Source organism: Paenibacillus sp. 2TAB26, from assembly GCF_052115145.1.
Classification (GTDB): domain Bacteria; phylum Bacillota; class Bacilli; order Paenibacillales; family Paenibacillaceae; genus Pristimantibacillus.
The window spans coordinates 114,380-131,137 of sequence record NZ_JBFRGC010000007.1 but is presented as its reverse complement, the minus strand read 5'-3'; the positions used below and the strand labels follow the sequence as shown (position 1 = coordinate 131,137).

At 42.2% G+C, this 16,758-nt stretch carries 14 protein-coding genes; 5 read left to right on the top strand and 9 right to left on the bottom strand.

The genetic code is table 11. The features are described from left to right. Nucleotides 1-140: 140 nt before the first annotated feature. Nucleotides 141-2,555, bottom strand: coding sequence for an RNA polymerase recycling motor HelD (gene helD, locus AB4Z50_RS09430; RefSeq protein WP_441878484.1), 2,415 nt, complete (start codon nt 2,553-2,555; stop codon nt 141-143). Between the two features lie 555 nt (nt 2,556-3,110). After that, nucleotides 3,111-4,010 (bottom strand): 3-hydroxyacyl-CoA dehydrogenase, encoded by a 900-nt coding sequence (locus AB4Z50_RS09425; RefSeq protein WP_441878239.1) that lies wholly within the window; start codon nt 4,008-4,010, stop codon nt 3,111-3,113. Nucleotides 4,011-4,154: 144 nt separating this feature from the next. Here AB4Z50_RS09425 and AB4Z50_RS09420 point away from each other — a divergent pair, with 144 nt between their 5' ends. Together AB4Z50_RS09420 and AB4Z50_RS09415 are read left to right on the top strand one after the other, a co-directional pair. Beyond that, nucleotides 4,155-4,319, top strand: coding sequence for a hypothetical protein (locus tag AB4Z50_RS09420; protein ID WP_441878237.1), 165 nt, complete (start codon nt 4,155-4,157; stop codon nt 4,317-4,319). A 91-nt stretch (nt 4,320-4,410) separates the two neighbouring features. Then, nucleotides 4,411-7,029, top strand: a complete 2,619-nt coding sequence (locus AB4Z50_RS09415; RefSeq protein ID WP_441878235.1) for an S-layer homology domain-containing protein — start codon at nt 4,411-4,413, stop codon at nt 7,027-7,029. Between the two features lie 146 nt (nt 7,030-7,175). Here AB4Z50_RS09415 and AB4Z50_RS09410 read toward each other — a convergent pair whose 3' ends face one another. The 3 genes from AB4Z50_RS09410 to AB4Z50_RS09400 all read right to left on the bottom strand — a co-directional run bounded on the left by AB4Z50_RS09410 (nt 7,176) and on the right by AB4Z50_RS09400 (nt 9,333). Continuing rightward, nucleotides 7,176-7,595, bottom strand: coding sequence for a MarR family winged helix-turn-helix transcriptional regulator (locus AB4Z50_RS09410; protein WP_339205714.1), 420 nt, complete (start codon nt 7,593-7,595; stop codon nt 7,176-7,178). Between the two features lie 68 nt (nt 7,596-7,663). After that, on the bottom strand, nt 7,664-8,398 hold the full coding sequence (locus tag AB4Z50_RS09405; RefSeq protein WP_441878232.1) for an SDR family NAD(P)-dependent oxidoreductase: 735 nt from the start codon (nt 8,396-8,398) through the stop codon (nt 7,664-7,666). Between the two features lie 125 nt (nt 8,399-8,523). Next, a complete protein-coding gene (locus AB4Z50_RS09400; protein ID WP_441878230.1) occupies nt 8,524-9,333 on the bottom strand; it encodes an SDR family NAD(P)-dependent oxidoreductase in 810 nt (269 codons plus the stop codon). A gap of 280 nt (nt 9,334-9,613) precedes the next feature. On the opposite strand from AB4Z50_RS09400, the gene AB4Z50_RS09395 reads away from it, so the two are divergent. Further along, entirely contained in the window at nt 9,614-10,504 is an 891-nt protein-coding gene (locus AB4Z50_RS09395; RefSeq protein WP_441878228.1) for a diguanylate cyclase domain-containing protein, read from the top strand. A 69-nt stretch (nt 10,505-10,573) separates the two neighbouring features. Here the strand turns inward: AB4Z50_RS09395 and AB4Z50_RS09390 are convergent, their stop codons facing one another. Further along, entirely contained in the window at nt 10,574-11,431 is an 858-nt protein-coding gene (locus AB4Z50_RS09390; protein WP_441878226.1) for an alpha/beta fold hydrolase, read from the bottom strand. 190 nt (nt 11,432-11,621) lie between these two features. On the opposite strand from AB4Z50_RS09390, the gene AB4Z50_RS09385 reads away from it, so the two are divergent. Next, a complete protein-coding gene (locus AB4Z50_RS09385; protein WP_441878224.1) occupies nt 11,622-12,344 on the top strand; it encodes a DUF4386 domain-containing protein in 723 nt (240 codons plus the stop codon). Nucleotides 12,345-12,349: 5 nt separating this feature from the next. Here the strand turns inward: AB4Z50_RS09385 and AB4Z50_RS09380 are convergent, their stop codons facing one another. Continuing rightward, a complete protein-coding gene (locus AB4Z50_RS09380; RefSeq protein ID WP_441878222.1) occupies nt 12,350-12,934 on the bottom strand; it encodes a Crp/Fnr family transcriptional regulator in 585 nt (194 codons plus the stop codon). An 86-nt stretch (nt 12,935-13,020) separates the two neighbouring features. Then, the gene (locus tag AB4Z50_RS09375) at nt 13,021-14,283 is read right to left on the bottom strand and encodes an MFS transporter (RefSeq protein WP_441878219.1); all 1,263 of its coding nucleotides are present in this window, start codon (nt 14,281-14,283) and stop codon (nt 13,021-13,023) included. A gap of 137 nt (nt 14,284-14,420) precedes the next feature. Between AB4Z50_RS09375 and AB4Z50_RS09370 the strand changes: the two genes are divergently transcribed. Next, nucleotides 14,421-15,023: a TetR/AcrR family transcriptional regulator gene (locus AB4Z50_RS09370; RefSeq protein ID WP_441878217.1), complete on the top strand. Its 603-nt coding sequence runs from the start codon at nt 14,421-14,423 to the stop codon at nt 15,021-15,023. Between the two features lie 99 nt (nt 15,024-15,122). Here the strand turns inward: AB4Z50_RS09370 and AB4Z50_RS09365 are convergent, their stop codons facing one another. Next, nucleotides 15,123-16,622, bottom strand: coding sequence for a DHA2 family efflux MFS transporter permease subunit (locus AB4Z50_RS09365; protein ID WP_441878215.1), 1,500 nt, complete (start codon nt 16,620-16,622; stop codon nt 15,123-15,125). Between the last annotated feature and the right edge of the window lie 136 nt (nt 16,623-16,758).

The following is a 16,758-nucleotide window of genomic DNA, read 5'->3' as shown; positions in this document are numbered from 1 at the left end:
TAATTCCTTTGATTTTAAATATTAAATCGCGAAAAATGGAACATAAGCCTAATGATTTCAAAATTTTTATATCTCAAGCTTATTTCCCAAAAGTAGCGATCGGACCATAAATAATTATCTAATAAACGTGCATCAATTTCTTATTGCTCCAAATCATACAAGGAACGATCCACGGCTTGAATATAAGGTGTCCAATCTCCTGTCGTGTAGAGGATAAGCTGGTGCATCGCACGTGTACATGCCGTATAGAAAAGCTTGCGTTCGCTTTCCCGATGATAGGTCTGCGAAGAAGCATCGTAGATCAGTACGGCATCGAATTCCACTCCCTTGGCAAGATACGCAGGAATGACATGCACTCCATTCTCGAAGGTAGGCGTCTTCTTCGTAATGAGCCGAAGCGTCTGACAGCCCACGTCTGTCAACGCTTCGTAGGCATCACAGCTCTCGGTCGCTGTCTTCGTAATGACGGCGATAGATTCGAAGCCTTCAGCTTGAAGGGCAGCAAGATCTGCCGCGATTCTTTCCACTCTTTTCTCACTGCTATCCGCCTTAAAGAGAAGCGGCTTCTTGCCACCTCTTTCGAAGGGCACGATCGCCTCCCCGTATGGCAGCAACAACCTCGTAAATCCAACAATTTCTCGGGTGGAGCGATAACTGCGAACGAGAAAGAAGCGTCTCGTTTCTCCTTCGCCATAAAGCCGTATAAGCGGCGAATCCATCTCGTGCAAGTTCGTCGCCTGCGTAAAGATCGCCTGGTCGAAATCACCGAGCACCGTCATTTGAGCACGGGGAAACAGCTTTTTGAGAAATTCATACTGAAACATCGAGTAATCCTGGCCCTCATCAACAAATACATGCCGAACCTCCGTATTGGTCCGAATACCCTCAATGAGTTCTTTTAAATACAAGTATGGTGTCGCATCCTCATAAAACAATTCGAGCTTGCTCAGCTTCTCTTTCGTTTGCTTGCATATTTCTGTCCAATCACTAGGCACTACGGTTTCATTCGTCATTTCCTGATAGGCGTTATTATCACTAAACAACTGATCATAAATACCAACCATATCTATAAATAACAACCGTCTCACATTTTGCCTCAGTGGTTTAAAGTTTTCTTTCACAACCATTCGGCGCAGCAGCTCTTCCTCCTGCTGGGCAAAATCAAATACATCGTCCTCTTGCTGGTGTTTATTGTTCATGATGTTATAGGCTTCGACATATTGCTCTGCAAACTCGAAGATCCCTTTGTCTTTACGCAAAAACTGATAGGCTGCCGCATATTGATCATTATCGAGGTAGTTAAGTTCCTCCTCCACCCAGCTTTCGTCCCGCTCCTTACGCTCCAGCATGACCAGCTCACGCATTATCCACTCCTGCAGTAAAACGACACGATTGACCAAGCGGATGGAGGGGTCGTAGCTGTAAAATTGCGATTTCATTTGCTCCGCGGTAATTAGTTCACGATCTCGGAACTGAATCGCCTGAAATCGCATGCCTTTCTGGCCGAGCCATAAGGCATAGTTTCGGAGAGCTTGAAGGAAAACTTCCGACGACTTATATTGAATCCCCTTCATTCTCGCCTCGTACCCCGGATCGGATTCTTCCGTCAGCACATATTCGAGCTGATCGAACGGGTCCTCCAGACGAAATGTCCGTCCAAGCCAATATTCCAGATATTCCTGAAAGGTCGTCTGCTGCATATTTTCCTCGCCAAGCTCGGGAAGAACGGTAGAGACATAGCTGTTAAACATCGGATTGGGCGAGAAAAGCACGATTTGGTCCGCTTTCAGCCTCTCGCGGTGTTTGTACAGCAAGTACGCCACACGCTGCAGTGCCGCAGAGGTTTTCCCGCTTCCCGCGGCTCCTTGCACAATGAGCATTCGGCTATTATCATTGCGAATAATCTCATTTTGCTCCTTTTGAATAGTTGCAACGATACTTTTCATCTGTGCATCTGCGCCTTTGCCAAGCACCTGCTGAAGCAGTTCGTCACCTATAGTTAAGCTCGAGTCGAACAAATTCTGAATCTGCCCGCCTCGAATCTGGTATTGCCTTTTCAGTTCCATCTTCCCAGCGACATGCCCTCCGGGTGTTTCAAAAGCGACCGCCCCTGGCGAATAGTCGTAGTATACACTCGCTATAGGTGTACGCCAGTCATACACTAGGAAGCTCATACCATCTGCATCGACGAAGGACGATACGCCGATATACACTTGCTCCTTGGATTCAAGACCATCCTCATGAAAGTCGATACGCCCAAAATAGGGAGAAGGCAGCAAGCGGTTCATACTCTTCCACTGCCTCTTCAGCTGCGCGTGGCTTCGTTCCCGTTCGGACAACACCGCAGACTGCTGCTTAATCGTTAAGAAGGTCTCTTCAAAATCTTCGTCTGTGCTCGTATCGACCGTAACCTCTTCCCAAAATCGTTTGCGGATGTCCGCCGCCTGATCGCGAAGCTGATCCACTTCAGGCTCTAGCTCAGCGATACTTGTTTGCAGCTGTTTCGTAACCATATCCAACCGTTCCTGCTCTTGCTGCCAATCTTTTGCATTCATCATCCTCCTGAACACGCTCCTTGTTAGTTTGGTCTGGAGAAGAAAAAGAACATTTGACAAACTGTAAATCCATGTGATAAGATAAGAGTGTAGATAAGATGTAATAAATCTGTGAACTTTACAAAAACTATTCAGTGGTTCATTAATATTAACATAGTCCTTCTTTGTACGCAATTTATTTATATAGTTGACCTCGGCAGCGTCTGCCGGGGTCTTTTTAATTTAGCTCATAACATCCCAAGGCCATTTCTCTAACGAACTGTATGATGCTTATTATGCAGAAAACGACTTCTGTTCCATTTTAACGAATCTTATTAACGTTATTGCATGCTTTGTAACGTGTTATGAGCTGCTTTTCTCGAAATAACGATTCTGGGGTTCGTTACATTTTTAATCCACTACAAATGGTTAGAATAGGACCTGCTAGGTTCGTAAGCTGTAAATATGCTAAGGGGAGGAAATCATTCTGCCTAAGCTTCATAAAAAAATAGGAGCTACTCCAATCGTAGATAAATCTACTTGGGACAGCTCCTTTTCTTTTGCAACGATAAAGAACTAACTTTTCAAAAAATCCGGTTTAATGAAATTAGGATTCGGGTATTTATAAAATCCTTCTCCGGTGGCTCTTCCAAGCTTTCCTTTATCTACGTACTCTGACTTCAATAGCGCAGCCACTTTCTCAAAATTTTGATCACCTGTAGCCTGCGCTTTTGCAAGTCCGATATTGTAAGCGGTATTGATGCCTACAACGTCCAAGATGGCAAACGGGCCTAGTGGCGCTCCTGTGGCTACCATCCATGTTTTATCAATCGTTTCTACATCAGCAACTTCTTTGACTAGGAGCAGCTGCGCAGCTTCCAATAGAGGAACTAATAAAGAATTCAAAATATAACCTGGCTGTTCTTTATGTAAAGGCAAAGCAACCATTCCGATGGTTTTCGCAAACGCAATAACTTCATCGAATACCTTCATATCTGTTCCCGGATGCCTCATGATTTCCGCCGTATTGTTTTTCCAAATCTCATTTGCAAAATGCAGCGCTAGAAACTTTTCCGGACGAGCTGTTGCATCCGCAAATTGGCTTGGCAATAAAGTTGAAGAGTTTGTTGCAAAAATCGTTTTGGCAGGAGCTGCCTCTCCCAACTTCTTGTAAAAATCAATTTTCATTTGTACGACCTCAGGAATGGCTTCAATGACAAGATCAGCATCTGCAACAGCTTGTGATAAATCAGAGCTGAACGAGATACGGTCATAAGCTGCATTTACCGCTTCACTCGTAGCCCCAAGATCTTCTTGATACCGCGGCTTCAAATTTACAATTCTTTCTTTGGCACGCTCTAGAGCCTCATCGTTAATGTCATATACAGATACATTAAACCCTTTGAAAGCAGTTTGGTACGCGATTTGGCTTCCTAATACGCCGCTGCCGGCAACGGTGATATTCCTGTAATTCATAACACTTCTCCTTCATTTGTTATAGGTCATATTTGCACATGCTTAATCGATCTTTAATATTCCCTAACTCAGGAAGCACATGCAAATAAAGCCTCGACCCTAACCCTGAAAGGTCATATTGCCTTCTATAAATAAACTTGTCATATGACAAAACTGGTGACAACGCACACTATTTGTAACTTGAATAATAATTTATATTTGATAGTGGCGTTAAATGATGCGGGAGAACTGCGTAAGTTTAGAGCCGCCAATCATTTTGAAATGGGAAAAGGGGAAGTAAAACGTGCGGATAGTCAAGAACATACGTAAAGGTTTATTGCTAGGTTTAGCTTTTGTGGTTATGGTAAGTTGGGGGTCTACCCTACATTCTTCAGAAGCTTACGCTGCTAGTGTATTACCTGTGAATCAACCTATTGAGTCCATTTATGAGGATGCAACCAAGATAGACTTTGATGATTGGGATGATGGTGTGTCCGGAGCTATTCCTATTGGATTTTCGTTTGATTTCTACGGGACAAAAAATGAACAGGTTTATGCTAATACCAACGGCCTCCTCATGTTCAACAATCCTACCAATGATTTCGGAACACCTGAAAGCTTAGAAGAACTGCCTTTGGAGAGTCCCAATCATTATATTACAGCTTTTTTGGCTGATCTTTCGCTAGAGCTGGATGGTACAGTCCTCTACAAAACGATTGGAGAAGCACCAAATCGGAAATTTGTATTACAATATACGAATATGCGCTTTTGTTGCAACTCTAATATGAACCCCTTCGGAACCTTCCAAGTCATCTTATATGAATCTACTAATGTTATTCAACTGCAATACCCTAATCTTATGGCCACCAATTCAGACGATAAAGAAATCAGAATCAGTTTAGCTAATAAATCATTTGGTTCAAGTGCCTTAATCGGAATACAAGAAAGTGACATTGGCGACTATGTAACGTATTCTCTGAGAGAGAAGAGCCTGACTGAGAAGCAAGCCATTCAATTTATTCCGGATGATCAAGGCAGCTATACAATGATTCGTCATGCTCAGTATGAGCCGATTTTATTGAATAATGAACTGTTTCCGGGTTATACCCACCTCATAGGTCCAGCAGATGGTACATTCGCTTCCCTATCTCCAACTTTCCAGTGGGAGACTGCTGCCAATGCCGTTTCGTATGAATTCATTTTAGGTAATGATCCTGAATTTAATTCTGGGTGGAGTATTGAACATATCGCAGAAAACAACTTAGATATGAAGGAATTCGAAATAGAGTTAAAAGAAGGAACAACCTATTATTGGAAAGTTGAAGCTATGAATGACGATGGTTATACAACTTACTCCAATACTTACCGTTTTGTAGCTTCCTCTATTCAGCCTGCAACTGTTGAAACGGACCTAGAGGTAAGTCAAATCAACTCTATGTCGGCTGTCGCAGGAGGAACAGTAACTTCAGATGGTGGCGGCGAGGTTGCCGAACGGGGAATCGTATACTCCACTCATCCGAATCCTACTGTAATAGATGGAAAATCCGCAGCTGAATTAGATGGGACAGAAGCCTTTTCTGTTCATCTCACAGGACTTCAATCCGCTACAATCTATTATGCACGTGCATATGTGATAAATGAAATTGGAGTAAGCTATGGTAATGAGGTTGATTTTAGAACATTGAGCTCTAGTGCAAGCTTGAAAACATTAACCTTAAGCAATGTGACATTAGATCAAACGGTAAGCGAAAATGTATACGCCTATACGGGCAATGTGCCTAACTCTTTGTCCAACATTACCATATCAGCTACGGTCAGTGATTCAACGTATGGCACTGTGACAGCAAGTGTATACAATAGTGCCAATGTACTTGTAGCAGGTCCGATTAGCTTAGCAAATGGAGAAACAAGCAGTGAGCTTCCCCTTAATGTAGGCAGCAATCGGATTGAACTATTCGTCATTGCTCAGGACGGCACTGGAACTAAATATACAGCAACGATAACAAGAGCTGCTCAAGACAATGGTACAGTAGACAATGGAAATAACGGCGGTGGTTCAAGCAACAGCTCCGAACCAGTCATCTCCACGAATGGGAGCCTAACGCTTCCTATTGGAAGAGCCGGCGAGGTTAGATTGGACAATGAGCTCATTATAACCATTCCAGCCAGTGCTAGTAACAAGGAGCTAAAATTAACAATTGAGAAAGTATTAAATTCTCAAAATCTGCTTAGCAAACATGAGATTCTCGCGAGCTCGATCTATGAGGTTCTAAAAAACTTCCCTGAAAACTTCAATAAACCCGTTACTTTGACGTTTGCATTCGATTCAGCCAAACTGAACAGTAATCAAACGGTCGCAATCTTCTACTTTGATGAAGTGAAGAAGGAATGGGTGAAGGTTAATGGCGGCAAAATTAACGGCAGCCATATTGCTGTAGAGGTTGATCACTTTACGAAGTATGCTGTACTCGTTGTAGACCAAGCAACGGGATTGCCAGTATCAGACTCGTCCAACTTTAGTGATACTACAGGACATTGGGCGGAAGCTCAGATTAAACAAGCGGTAAGCAAAGGGATCGTCAAAGGTTATAGCGACGGAACGTTTAAACCAAATGCTACAGTAACACGCGCTGAATTTGCAGTTATGCTGATGAATGCGCTAAAACCTGCCGACAATGATACAAAACTGAGCTTCACAGATCCTATTGCAGAATGGGCTCAGAAGGCCATTGCGCAAGCATCCGAAGCGAAGATTGTAAATGGCTATGAAGACGGCAGCTTCCGTCCAGCAGCGAGCATATCTCGGTCAGAATTAGCGGTTATGATGGCTAGAGCTGCTAAAGCAGATACAACAGCTGCTACAGTGACAAATTTTGCTGATGATAGCCAAATTCCAGCATGGGCAAAAGGTTCAGTAGCCGCAGTGAAGGAATTGGGAATCATAAGCGGACGCAGCGGCAACCTATTTGTGCCCAACGATACGGCAACAAGAGCCGAAGCAGTAACTATCATTATCAATTTGCTACAATTAAAGAAATAAGCATAAACAAGAACATGCCTAAGACCGTCCTTTGGACAGTCTTAGGCATATTTTAAATAATAGGTAGCTACAAAGCTTTACCTATCCTCTTTTTAACAAACACCAGTACTATTCACCGCAACCACAATCTTGCGTATACAGAAAATCTAGTCCTCTTTATTCAGCTTACTATACAGGTTGGCTAGCTGCTCCCGCTCCTGCTCAGTCAATTTGTCTAATAGATTTGTACGCAGCCGTTGCCCCTCCAGCTGTGCTCTTTTAAGAATATCTGCACCTTTGTCGGTAATGCCCAAATAAATAATTCGACGATCAGACTCATCCATTAATCTGACGACTAATTTCTTGGCGACAAGTTTTTCCGATAAATAACTAAGCGTAGGCGGGGTAAGCCCTAATATTTTTGCAATGTCCGATGGCCTGCTCTTTCCGTTTTGTTTAAGATGGCCGAGCACAAGCACATGAGAAACACCTAAGTCCTCATTGAATGACTTGTTCCACTGAATAATCATTTTATTGGTGAATTTATCCATGTTATGTATGAGATTGAAGATGGTTTGCTCTTCCATAAAGACCTCCTTGGTGCACATAAATGACAGCCCTTAATTAAAATTAAGGGCTGTCATCATATTACACATTATTGAGCTGAGTATCCACCATCAATTACTAACTCAGATCCTGTAATATACGAAGAATCATCAGAAGCTAAGAACAACGCTGCTTGAGCAATATCGTCAGGTTGGCCTAAACGCTGTAGAGGTGTGGCCTGGATTAAGCGGTCTAACAGGTCCTTTGAAGTGCTTAAAGCTTGTGTCATTGGTGTTTCAATGATCCCCGGAAATAGTGCGTTTACCCGGATGCCTTGACGCCCAAAAGCTGTAGCCGCCGCTTTAGAGATCGCGCGAACTGCACCCTTAGAGGCTGAATAGTGATTAAAGCCTTGGCCGATCAAAGCCGTGTACGAAGAAATATTAACGATGGAGCCTTTCTTTTGGGCTGCCATATAGGGAGTGACATGCTTCATCCCGGCAAATGGGCCAAACCCATTAATGGAGAGCATTTTCTGCCAATCCTCGATATTGATTTGCTCGTATGGTTTTTCAGAAGAAATGCCTGCGTTGTTGACGAGAATATCAATTTTACCAAAACGATCATGAACATCCTTTGCCAGCGCCTGCCAATCATCATCAGAGGCAACATTTAATTTCATACCGTAAACATTCTGTTTTTGACTTGCCAATTCAAGAGCTGCCTCATTAATGTCTGCGGCAATAACGATAGCTCCTTCTTGTGCAAACAGATTAACCATGTGTTCGCCTATACCCGATGCCCCGCCAGTAATAATTGCTACTTTATTGTCCAATTTCCCCATATCGCATTCTCCTAACGTAATTTGATTGATCTGCTATTTGTTCCTATCATTAAAACCGCATAGCGAATTTCTATAATTCATGTCAGCATATTTTGGCTGGCCGCTTCAGTCGCAATCTTCAGCTGTCATGGATGCTGTGCCAGTTTCATATATTGCTCGAAATCAGGGACGGATGGGTTTGCAATATAATGCCCTCCCTCAACCTGAATCGTCTGTCCCGTAATAAATCTGGATTCATCTGAAGCCAGGAACAGGACGGTATGTCCAATATCATCCGGTTCTCCGTGATAAGGCAGTGCGTTATATTTAGCGAAGATATCCAATACCTCCGAGGGCATATTATTTTTAGCAGCTGGCGTCAAAATCAATCCAGGTGCTACTGCATTACAACGAATGTTATTCTTCCCATATTGGGTAGCGATATATTTGGTAAGATTTATAACGCCTGCCTTCGAAGCTCCGTATGCAACCCGAACTTGATCTCCATGAAAACCCGCCATAGAAGCTGTATTGATAATCGAGCCTCCACCAGCATGGATCATATGAGGGATAGCGAATCTGCAGCCGAGTAAGACACTCTTTAAATTAACATTCATAAGCCGATCCCACTCATCCAGATCAACGTTAACAACATCTATATCCTTCTTCAGGTTTGTCGAGCCGACATTGTTGAACAGGCTCGTGATTTTACCATATTGTTGTACCGTAAATTCAACTGCTTCCTTAATGGACACTTCGTCCCCGGCATCAAGAAATACGCTTACGGCTTCGTCGCCTTGGATTTTAATATTTTCGGCAGCTTCTTTGGCCCCCTCAGCATTAAAGTCGGCAATGACTACTTTTGCTCCCTCTTTTGCCATCAAGTTAGCTGCGGACAAGCCTATGCCTGAAGCTCCTCCAGTGATAAGCGCCACTTTCTCGTTCATTCTTCCCATTATTCGTAAACCCCTTCCTTAGAGACACTCACGATAAAGTAATATGATTGCATTATATTTAGACGTCTAACTATTTGATGTCTAAATATTATCAAATTAATAATTATCGTGCAAGGGTACAATTTGGTATCGTAAATTTGCACTTGTGTGGTTGTATATTAGTGCCTTCCTCGGCAGAATAACGTCCTTTTATAAGTAAATATTGACTTTCCTGCTAGGGTAAGGTTTATGTTTATGATAAGTTATTCCGGCCGGAGTACTCTATGAAAGGATGTTCCAAATGAGAATCAGCGAATTCGCACAATTAAATAAGGTTACCGCGAAAATGCTTCGACATTACGATGAGGTAGGGCTTCTAAAACCATCAAAAATCGACCCTTTCACTGGCTATCGCTGCTATGACCCTGAGCAAGCTCATTATTTAAATTGGATCATCATACTTAAAAATCTTGGATTCTCTCTGCATGAGATCAAGGAAGCTTTAATCGCACCTACCGAAACCTCAAAAATTATTAACCAGTTGATACGCAAGCGCATTGAGATTACCTCTGCTTTAAATGAGCAAATACAGAAGAAAATCGCAATTGATCGACTCATCTTAATATTGGAGAAGGAAGGGTTTAATATGGATAAACAAGTTCATTTGCTAAAAATCGAACAAACGAGCGTCCATGAAATCAAAAAGAACATTCCCAATATGGAAATGTTTCTGGAAACAGCTGCTAGTATCACGGAATTATGCGCAGAAAATGATGATATTGCCGTTTTTCGATTTGACATCAGCCACTTCAAGCAGGTCAATGATGATTTTGGCTTTGATGTTGGTGATCGTGTCATTGTCGCTTGTTTTCAAATCATTGAATCTAATATCAAAGCTTTTTTAAGTCAGGCAGCCATTGGCCGTGCTCATGGCGATGAATTCGTTGTATTTGCCAAAGCCGGAAAGGAAGAAATCCAAAAAACTGCCCAAGCTATTATTGATGATATGATAAACTTTGATTTTTCAAGTATTGGCTGCAACAAAAACATGGGCTGCTATATCGGTGGATTAGTCGCAAATTCCAAAAATGTTACCAATATACGGAGCATTATCGAAGACTCCATCGAAGTTATTAACCATGCAAGAAAAATAGGGACAAACGCCATCGCGATAGAATCGTACAGCATATGAACGTATATCAGCCCTTTTGCTTTACGCAAAAGGGCTTTTTTAAGTCGATATGAATAGATGTTCTACTTACTATTCGTTCTCTATTGTTTTCAAAAAAGAAAGCACCGCAGCATTCATCTGCTCTAGCCCCGGTTGTTCAATTGGAAAATGGCCTGCCCCTTCTAAAGCTACATATTCCTTTTTACTTTTTATTTTTTCAAAAAATGGTTTGCTGAAGCTATACGGAGTCATAGGATCCAATTGAGGATGGACGAGCAAAACCGGACAAACATCAAAATGCTCAGGTTTTATTGCCGGTTTCATATTTAAGAAAGTTCTTAATAAGCGTAAAGGGATCTTCGTTCCTGCGGCATGAGCATCATTCATAATAAGCTTGGTCAATTCGACATTGTTCGTAATTAATTTCATACGAGATACACGATTAACAGAGATATGTAAGGAATCAAACAGCTTAGGAAAACTGTCCAACGAAAATTTCCCCAACCGGCTAATGAGTTTGTTAGGAGCTAATTGATCACGAACGCTGGAATCACTCGTATCAACAAATGTTGTTGCAATTAATCCTTTCACTTGCCTACTCTGTACAGCGGTGTGATAAGCTAACATGCCTCCTATACTAGTACCCAGCAAGATAATCGGTTTACCGTCCCGCTTCAATTCTTCATCAATCAATGCAGTAAGGATGTTAATCCAAAGCTGATAATCTAATTGTTTTACCGATTTTGCATAGCTTAAGCCATACGGCGGCAGATCCGGAGATACCACTTCATAACCATATGTTTGCAATATTCGTGCATATGGGGCCAACAACCTGCCATTCCCGCCAGCGCCATGGATGAAAATAATTTTTAATTTTGCATCCGGAGCAAGCATTCGATCCAGATGAATATGAACATTGTTCCAAGTCATCCATTCTTCTTTTGGCAATCCGTTTTCATTTATCTGCATTTCTTCAGGAAAAAACTTCTGATATTGCTTCCAGTAATCCACCGATTGATTATAGGTTTGAGGCGTATTCATGAATTTATAAATCCCTCTTCCTTGATTTAAGTCAATGACCGGTCATATTCCTCCTAGTTAAAATGAAAACAATACAGGATCTATAGGAGGCTTTCTTATGACTATCACCGTACAAGAAAAATCAAATCAGCGAACTGCTGCACTAACGGCTGGCATTTCACTCATCATCATGACTCTTGCCTCATTTTTTTCCTATGGCTTTGCCCATGGGAGCCTTATTGTGGAAGGCGATGCCAGCACCACATTCAACAACATCGTAGCATCAAATAACCTTTTCAAAGGCGAAATCTTTGGCTGGGTCATCATTATGATTTCTGACATTCTAGTCACCTGGGCTTTTTATGTGTTCCTAGAGCCATTGAATAAAAGCCTTTCCTTGCTAGGTGCATGGCTCCGTCTTACCTATACGACAATACTCGGTATTGCCATTTTAAACTTGATTCTTGTATTTCTGCTCTCGAAAAATACAGACCAGTCGGTCTCATTCAACATCGAACAAACGCAGTCACTTATGATGCTATTTCTTGAGGCATTCCAATCGATTTGGTCTATTGGTTTGATCGTTTTTGGCGGGCATTTGTTCATTGTGGGCTATGTGGCTTTAAAATCAAACCGTATTCCTAAAGTGATCAGCATTTTATTGCTGCTTGCTTCAATAGGCTATATCGTCGTTCACCTTAGCAAAACGTTTCTTTCACAATACGATGGGGTAATTGATGTACTTAATGTCGTATTTATGGCGCCAATGATTGCAGGAGAGCTAGGCTTTGGAGTTTGGCTGCTGCTCAGAGGAGGAAAACTTCCCAAAAGTGAAAAATAGCTTCCTTAACTATCGCTGGTGTTGACCCGTTTCTTGATTCTGCTTAATGACTCTGGCGTTATGCCAAGATAGCTTGCCAATTGATGTTGGGGTACACGATCGACGAGATGAGGCCTTTTTCGTAATAGCGCTTTGTAGCGTTCTTCAGGTGCAGAAGCAATGAATGATGTCAACTCATCTTGCACCTCACCCAGATTTTCTTCTACCATTATGCGTACCATTGATTCGAGTTGTAAGTGTTTATTGAACATGCCTTTTTCATCATCGAGCTCCCCAACCACCAATATACAATCTTCAAGGCAAGTTAAGGTGTACGCGGACGGCTTATTTTGCTGATGACGATTAAAAATCGATACGGCTTGCTCTTCTGTGAAAAAATTCGATGTAACCTCTTTTCCCGCTTCATCTATTAAGTGCTGTCTGACAATGCCCTTCAGCACGAAATAACACTTTGTGGGAACATCTCCTTGTCTAAGGAGTACTGTTCCCTTTTTATATTCCTCGATAAGGATGTCATCAACGATAGCCTGTTGTTCCTCATCGCTAAGAGACGTGAATTTAGTCATATACTTAAACAATATGCTTTTCATTTCGTTATCCTTTCATCAGTACCGCTTTACGGTTCAGCATATCATCTAGAAAGCCAATTTTAAAGCGCACCTGCCCTTAAAATAATTCAAAGCGCCTTGCTTGCTGCAACCTTATTATTGGGGATTCGAAGCTTCCGTTTATGGGTCGTAAATAATATGAAGTACCCCAGCGTTACGAGGATACAGATTAGAATGTCAACGGCAATCAGGTTCTGATAACTCCCAAAATAATCGAAAGATAAGCCTCCGATTAATGCTCCCACTATACCGCCTCCCTGATGGAATAGAAGAAGGACTCCCGTATGTTTTCCTTTCCCTTTTGCAAATTCATTAATGACAAGGATTCCTCCGGGTACTGCGGTTAAATAAGTAATTCCAAACGCAATTGCAAATACAATGGGTGAGCTTCCCAAGTGCATGAAGAGGAAAATAAAACCCAAAATACGTATGCCATACAATATGGACATCATCATTAATTTATTGTATCGATCTAGAAAATAGCCGCAAAAGAGAGCCCCCGTAATTTCCATAATGCCAAGTATACTCATGGATAAGGCGAGCATGCTTGGTGACACTTCTGCCAACTGATGTATAGCTACCAAGTTCATTTCGACGGAACCCATATTAATACCGCAGGTAAACAGCGCAATAGCGACAACGACAAAGATAGGAAGATAGACAAATTTCTTAGGTGATGTTGTTACTTTAAGTGGTATATCATGCTCTACGACCTCTACTGGATGATCCGTTTGAGCTTTATTTATATTTTGCTGTTGAGAGCTCTTAATTCCAAGCCAAATAACAGGTAATGTCACAACTATTCCTAGGGCAAAAGAAGCCATAAAGGCATCCTTCCAAGTCAGCCATCCCGCGGATACGAAAATTGGCGTAATAATCGCTAATCCTACAGAGGAAGCACTCCCAAGCAGTGCCATTGCTTTAGCACGATGATGCCTAAACCATTCAAACATCAATATATAACTTGTCGTCAGCCCAATACCAGCTAAACCAGAGATTACACCATATCCAATGAAAAACAAGATAGGCTGGTTCCCTAACACGACAACGCCAGTACCCAAGGTACTCAAGACTGCACTTATAAACAATATCCTTTTTGCACCGTAACGATCTACAAGCCAGCCACCCAAAGGAGCGCATATCGCTGTAATTAATAAATTAGTCGACCATGCCATCGAAATAAATCCCCTGCTAATCTGTAAATCCATTGCTATTTGCACCTGAAAAAAAGACATGCTGAACCTGGTCAATGCACCAATAAATCCAATAATCCAAAGAGACCCTAATCCAATCCATGCATAGCTGGATTCCTTAAACCATGTTGTGCCCATTATCGTTTCACCCCTGCCGCTCATAAAAGATACCGTTCGGTATCTTTTATGATAACATAGATGTTATGTTTTGCAAGAGTGCAAATTCGTTTGATATACTACGTGTACAAATACAGTTACGTACGAGGGGGATGACGATGGAGAAAGGTGAAAAGACACGCCATTACATCATAACGAAAGCCGCTGAACTTTTTAACCAAAAGGGATATTCGGGCTCATCCTTATCTGATATAACAGAGTTGACAGGCATTAAGAAAGGCGGCATTTATCGTCATTTTTCCAGTAAAGATGAGATTGCATATGAAGCCTTTAGTTATGCCGGGCGTATTGTTGGGGCTCAGCTTGCTCATGCAATCAGTCAGCAGGAAACGGCCTCTGGCAAGCTGCTGGCATATTTAAATATATACGAGAAAGTCGTTGAAGCGCCTCCCTTCATCGGGGGCTGCCCCCTCCTCAACACTGCTATCGAAAGCGACGACAGTCATCCAGGCCTACGCGAGAAAGCCCAGCAAGCATTGCAAGGTACGCTGGAAGCCAAAAGAAAAATTATATCCGAAGGTGTGCAAAGCGGTGAGTTCAAAGAAGACCTTGATATAGAGGCGCTGGCTACCTTCTCCCTTTCCATCATGCAGGGCGGCATTATGATGAGCAAGCTTGAAGGCAATAATCGGCATATCCGGATGAATATTAAGAGCTTTGCTGCTTATTTAAAAACAGCATGCTTACGCGAATCCAGTTAGATGATTTCAAGCCAAAAAAGAGCCTCGTGAGTAGTCACGAGGCTCTTCTTAATAATTTGTAATGAGCAAACATTTAGGAAACTTGACTACCGTTATTCCTTACGCCTCAACAGCTGTTTTTCGGTTCAGAGCTATTTTAGTTTCTTCTACTTCCTCGGCTTGCCCTACACGCTTAATGAAGAAGGAAAGCACCAGACCTACTACTCCGATTCCAATGATGACAAGATACGCATCGTTAATACCTTGAATAGAAGCCTCCATCATAATATGCTCCTTCGAAAAATTAGCTGCGTCGCCTGCTGCAGAGATATCTAGAAGATGTGCCTTTGTCCGGCTAGCCATAACCGTAACAAGCAGAGAAGTACCTATTGCGCCAGCTACCTGCTTGATGGTGTTGGATATCGCAGTACCGTGCGCATTTAATCTTGCAGGCAGTTGGTTCAGACCCGCCGTAGTGATTGGCATCAGGAACATCGCCATACCAAAGCGCCGACCTGTGGACATCAGCACTAAATACGTATAGCTAGTCGAATCGGTCAGATTAACGAAGCCGATCGTTGTGATAATCGTAATAGCCATACCGATGATGGACAGCCATTTTGCTCCAAACCGGTCGAATAGCTTTCCTGTTATCGGCATCATTAGTCCCATTAGAAGCGCGCCAGGGAGCATAAGCAAGCCTGACTCCAAAGCGGTGTATCCACGTGCACTTTGCAAATAGAGTGGAAGCAGCATCATATCTGCATACATGACCATGGTTACAGCAATATTAATAATGGTGGTTAGGGAAAACATGCTGTATTTAAAAGCTCTTAGATCCAGAAGCGGATCCTTCGAAATCAGCTGTCTCCATGTAAACAAAATCAAGGCAACCACACCCGTAACAAGCGATGCAATCACTTCTGCGCTTGACCAGCCTTTGCTTCCAGCACTGCTGAAGCCATAAAGAACGGTACCAAATCCGACTGTTGACAGAACGACACTCAAAATATCAATTTTAGGATAGGTTCGTTCAGCTACATTTTTCAGGAAAATATAAGCAACTACAATAATGAGGACGACAATTGGAAGCATTCCATAAAACATCGTACGCCATGAATAATGCTCCATGATATAACCAGCGACTGCTGGTCCAATTGCAGGAGCAAAAATAATAGACAATCCAACCATTCCCATAGCAGCTCCGCGCTTATCCGGAGGAAATACGGTCAGAATAACATTCATTAACAGCGGCATAATAATCCCCGCTCCAGCGGCTTGAATAAGGCGGCCAGTTAGCAAAATGTCGAAGTTAGGCGCAACTGCCGAAACAATCGTACCAACGAGAAAAATGATCATGGAAGACTGAAACAGCTCACGGGTCGTAAAACGCTGCATTAAGAATGCAGTGATTGGAATAAGTACCCCGTTAACCAGCATGTATCCGGTTGTCAGCCACTGCGCTGTTGACGCCTCAATGCTAAAGTCAATCATCAACTCTGGCAGCGCAACGCTCATTATCGTCTGATTCAGAACTGCGATGAACGCACCCAGTATCATGACAAACAATAAGGGACCTTTCTTAATTGAATTACTGTCAAAAGCTAAACTTGTACTCATGATGTTCAATCCCTTCAAATTGTTCGTGAATTTAATAAACACTTTGTAGTATAATAAACTCAATGTAAAAGATTATAATTACATCGCGCCTAATTTACAAACTACAGATTTTTTGAAAATGTTTATTAGTTTACAG

Coding starts and splice junctions, on each gene's coding strand:
- helD (WP_441878484.1), bottom strand. CDS start 2,555: ATGAATGCAAAAGATTGGCAGCAAGAGCAGGAACGGTTGGATATGGTT.
- AB4Z50_RS09425 (WP_441878239.1), bottom strand. CDS start 4,010: ATGAATTACAGGAATATCACCGTTGCCGGCAGCGGCGTATTAGGAAGC.
- AB4Z50_RS09420 (WP_441878237.1), top strand. CDS start 4,155: ATGACAAAACTGGTGACAACGCACACTATTTGTAACTTGAATAATAAT.
- AB4Z50_RS09410 (WP_339205714.1), bottom strand. CDS start 7,595: ATGGAAGAGCAAACCATCTTCAATCTCATACATAACATGGATAAATTC.
- AB4Z50_RS09405 (WP_441878232.1), bottom strand. CDS start 8,398: ATGGGGAAATTGGACAATAAAGTAGCAATTATTACTGGCGGGGCATCG.
- AB4Z50_RS09400 (WP_441878230.1), bottom strand. CDS start 9,333: ATGGGAAGAATGAACGAGAAAGTGGCGCTTATCACTGGAGGAGCTTCA.
- AB4Z50_RS09395 (WP_441878228.1), top strand. CDS start 9,614: ATGAGAATCAGCGAATTCGCACAATTAAATAAGGTTACCGCGAAAATG.
- AB4Z50_RS09385 (WP_441878224.1), top strand. CDS start 11,622: ATGACTATCACCGTACAAGAAAAATCAAATCAGCGAACTGCTGCACTA.
- AB4Z50_RS09380 (WP_441878222.1), bottom strand. CDS start 12,934: ATGAAAAGCATATTGTTTAAGTATATGACTAAATTCACGTCTCTTAGC.
- AB4Z50_RS09375 (WP_441878219.1), bottom strand. CDS start 14,283: ATGGGCACAACATGGTTTAAGGAATCCAGCTATGCATGGATTGGATTA.
- AB4Z50_RS09370 (WP_441878217.1), top strand. CDS start 14,421: ATGGAGAAAGGTGAAAAGACACGCCATTACATCATAACGAAAGCCGCT.
- AB4Z50_RS09365 (WP_441878215.1), bottom strand. CDS start 16,622: ATGAGTACAAGTTTAGCTTTTGACAGTAATTCAATTAAGAAAGGTCCC.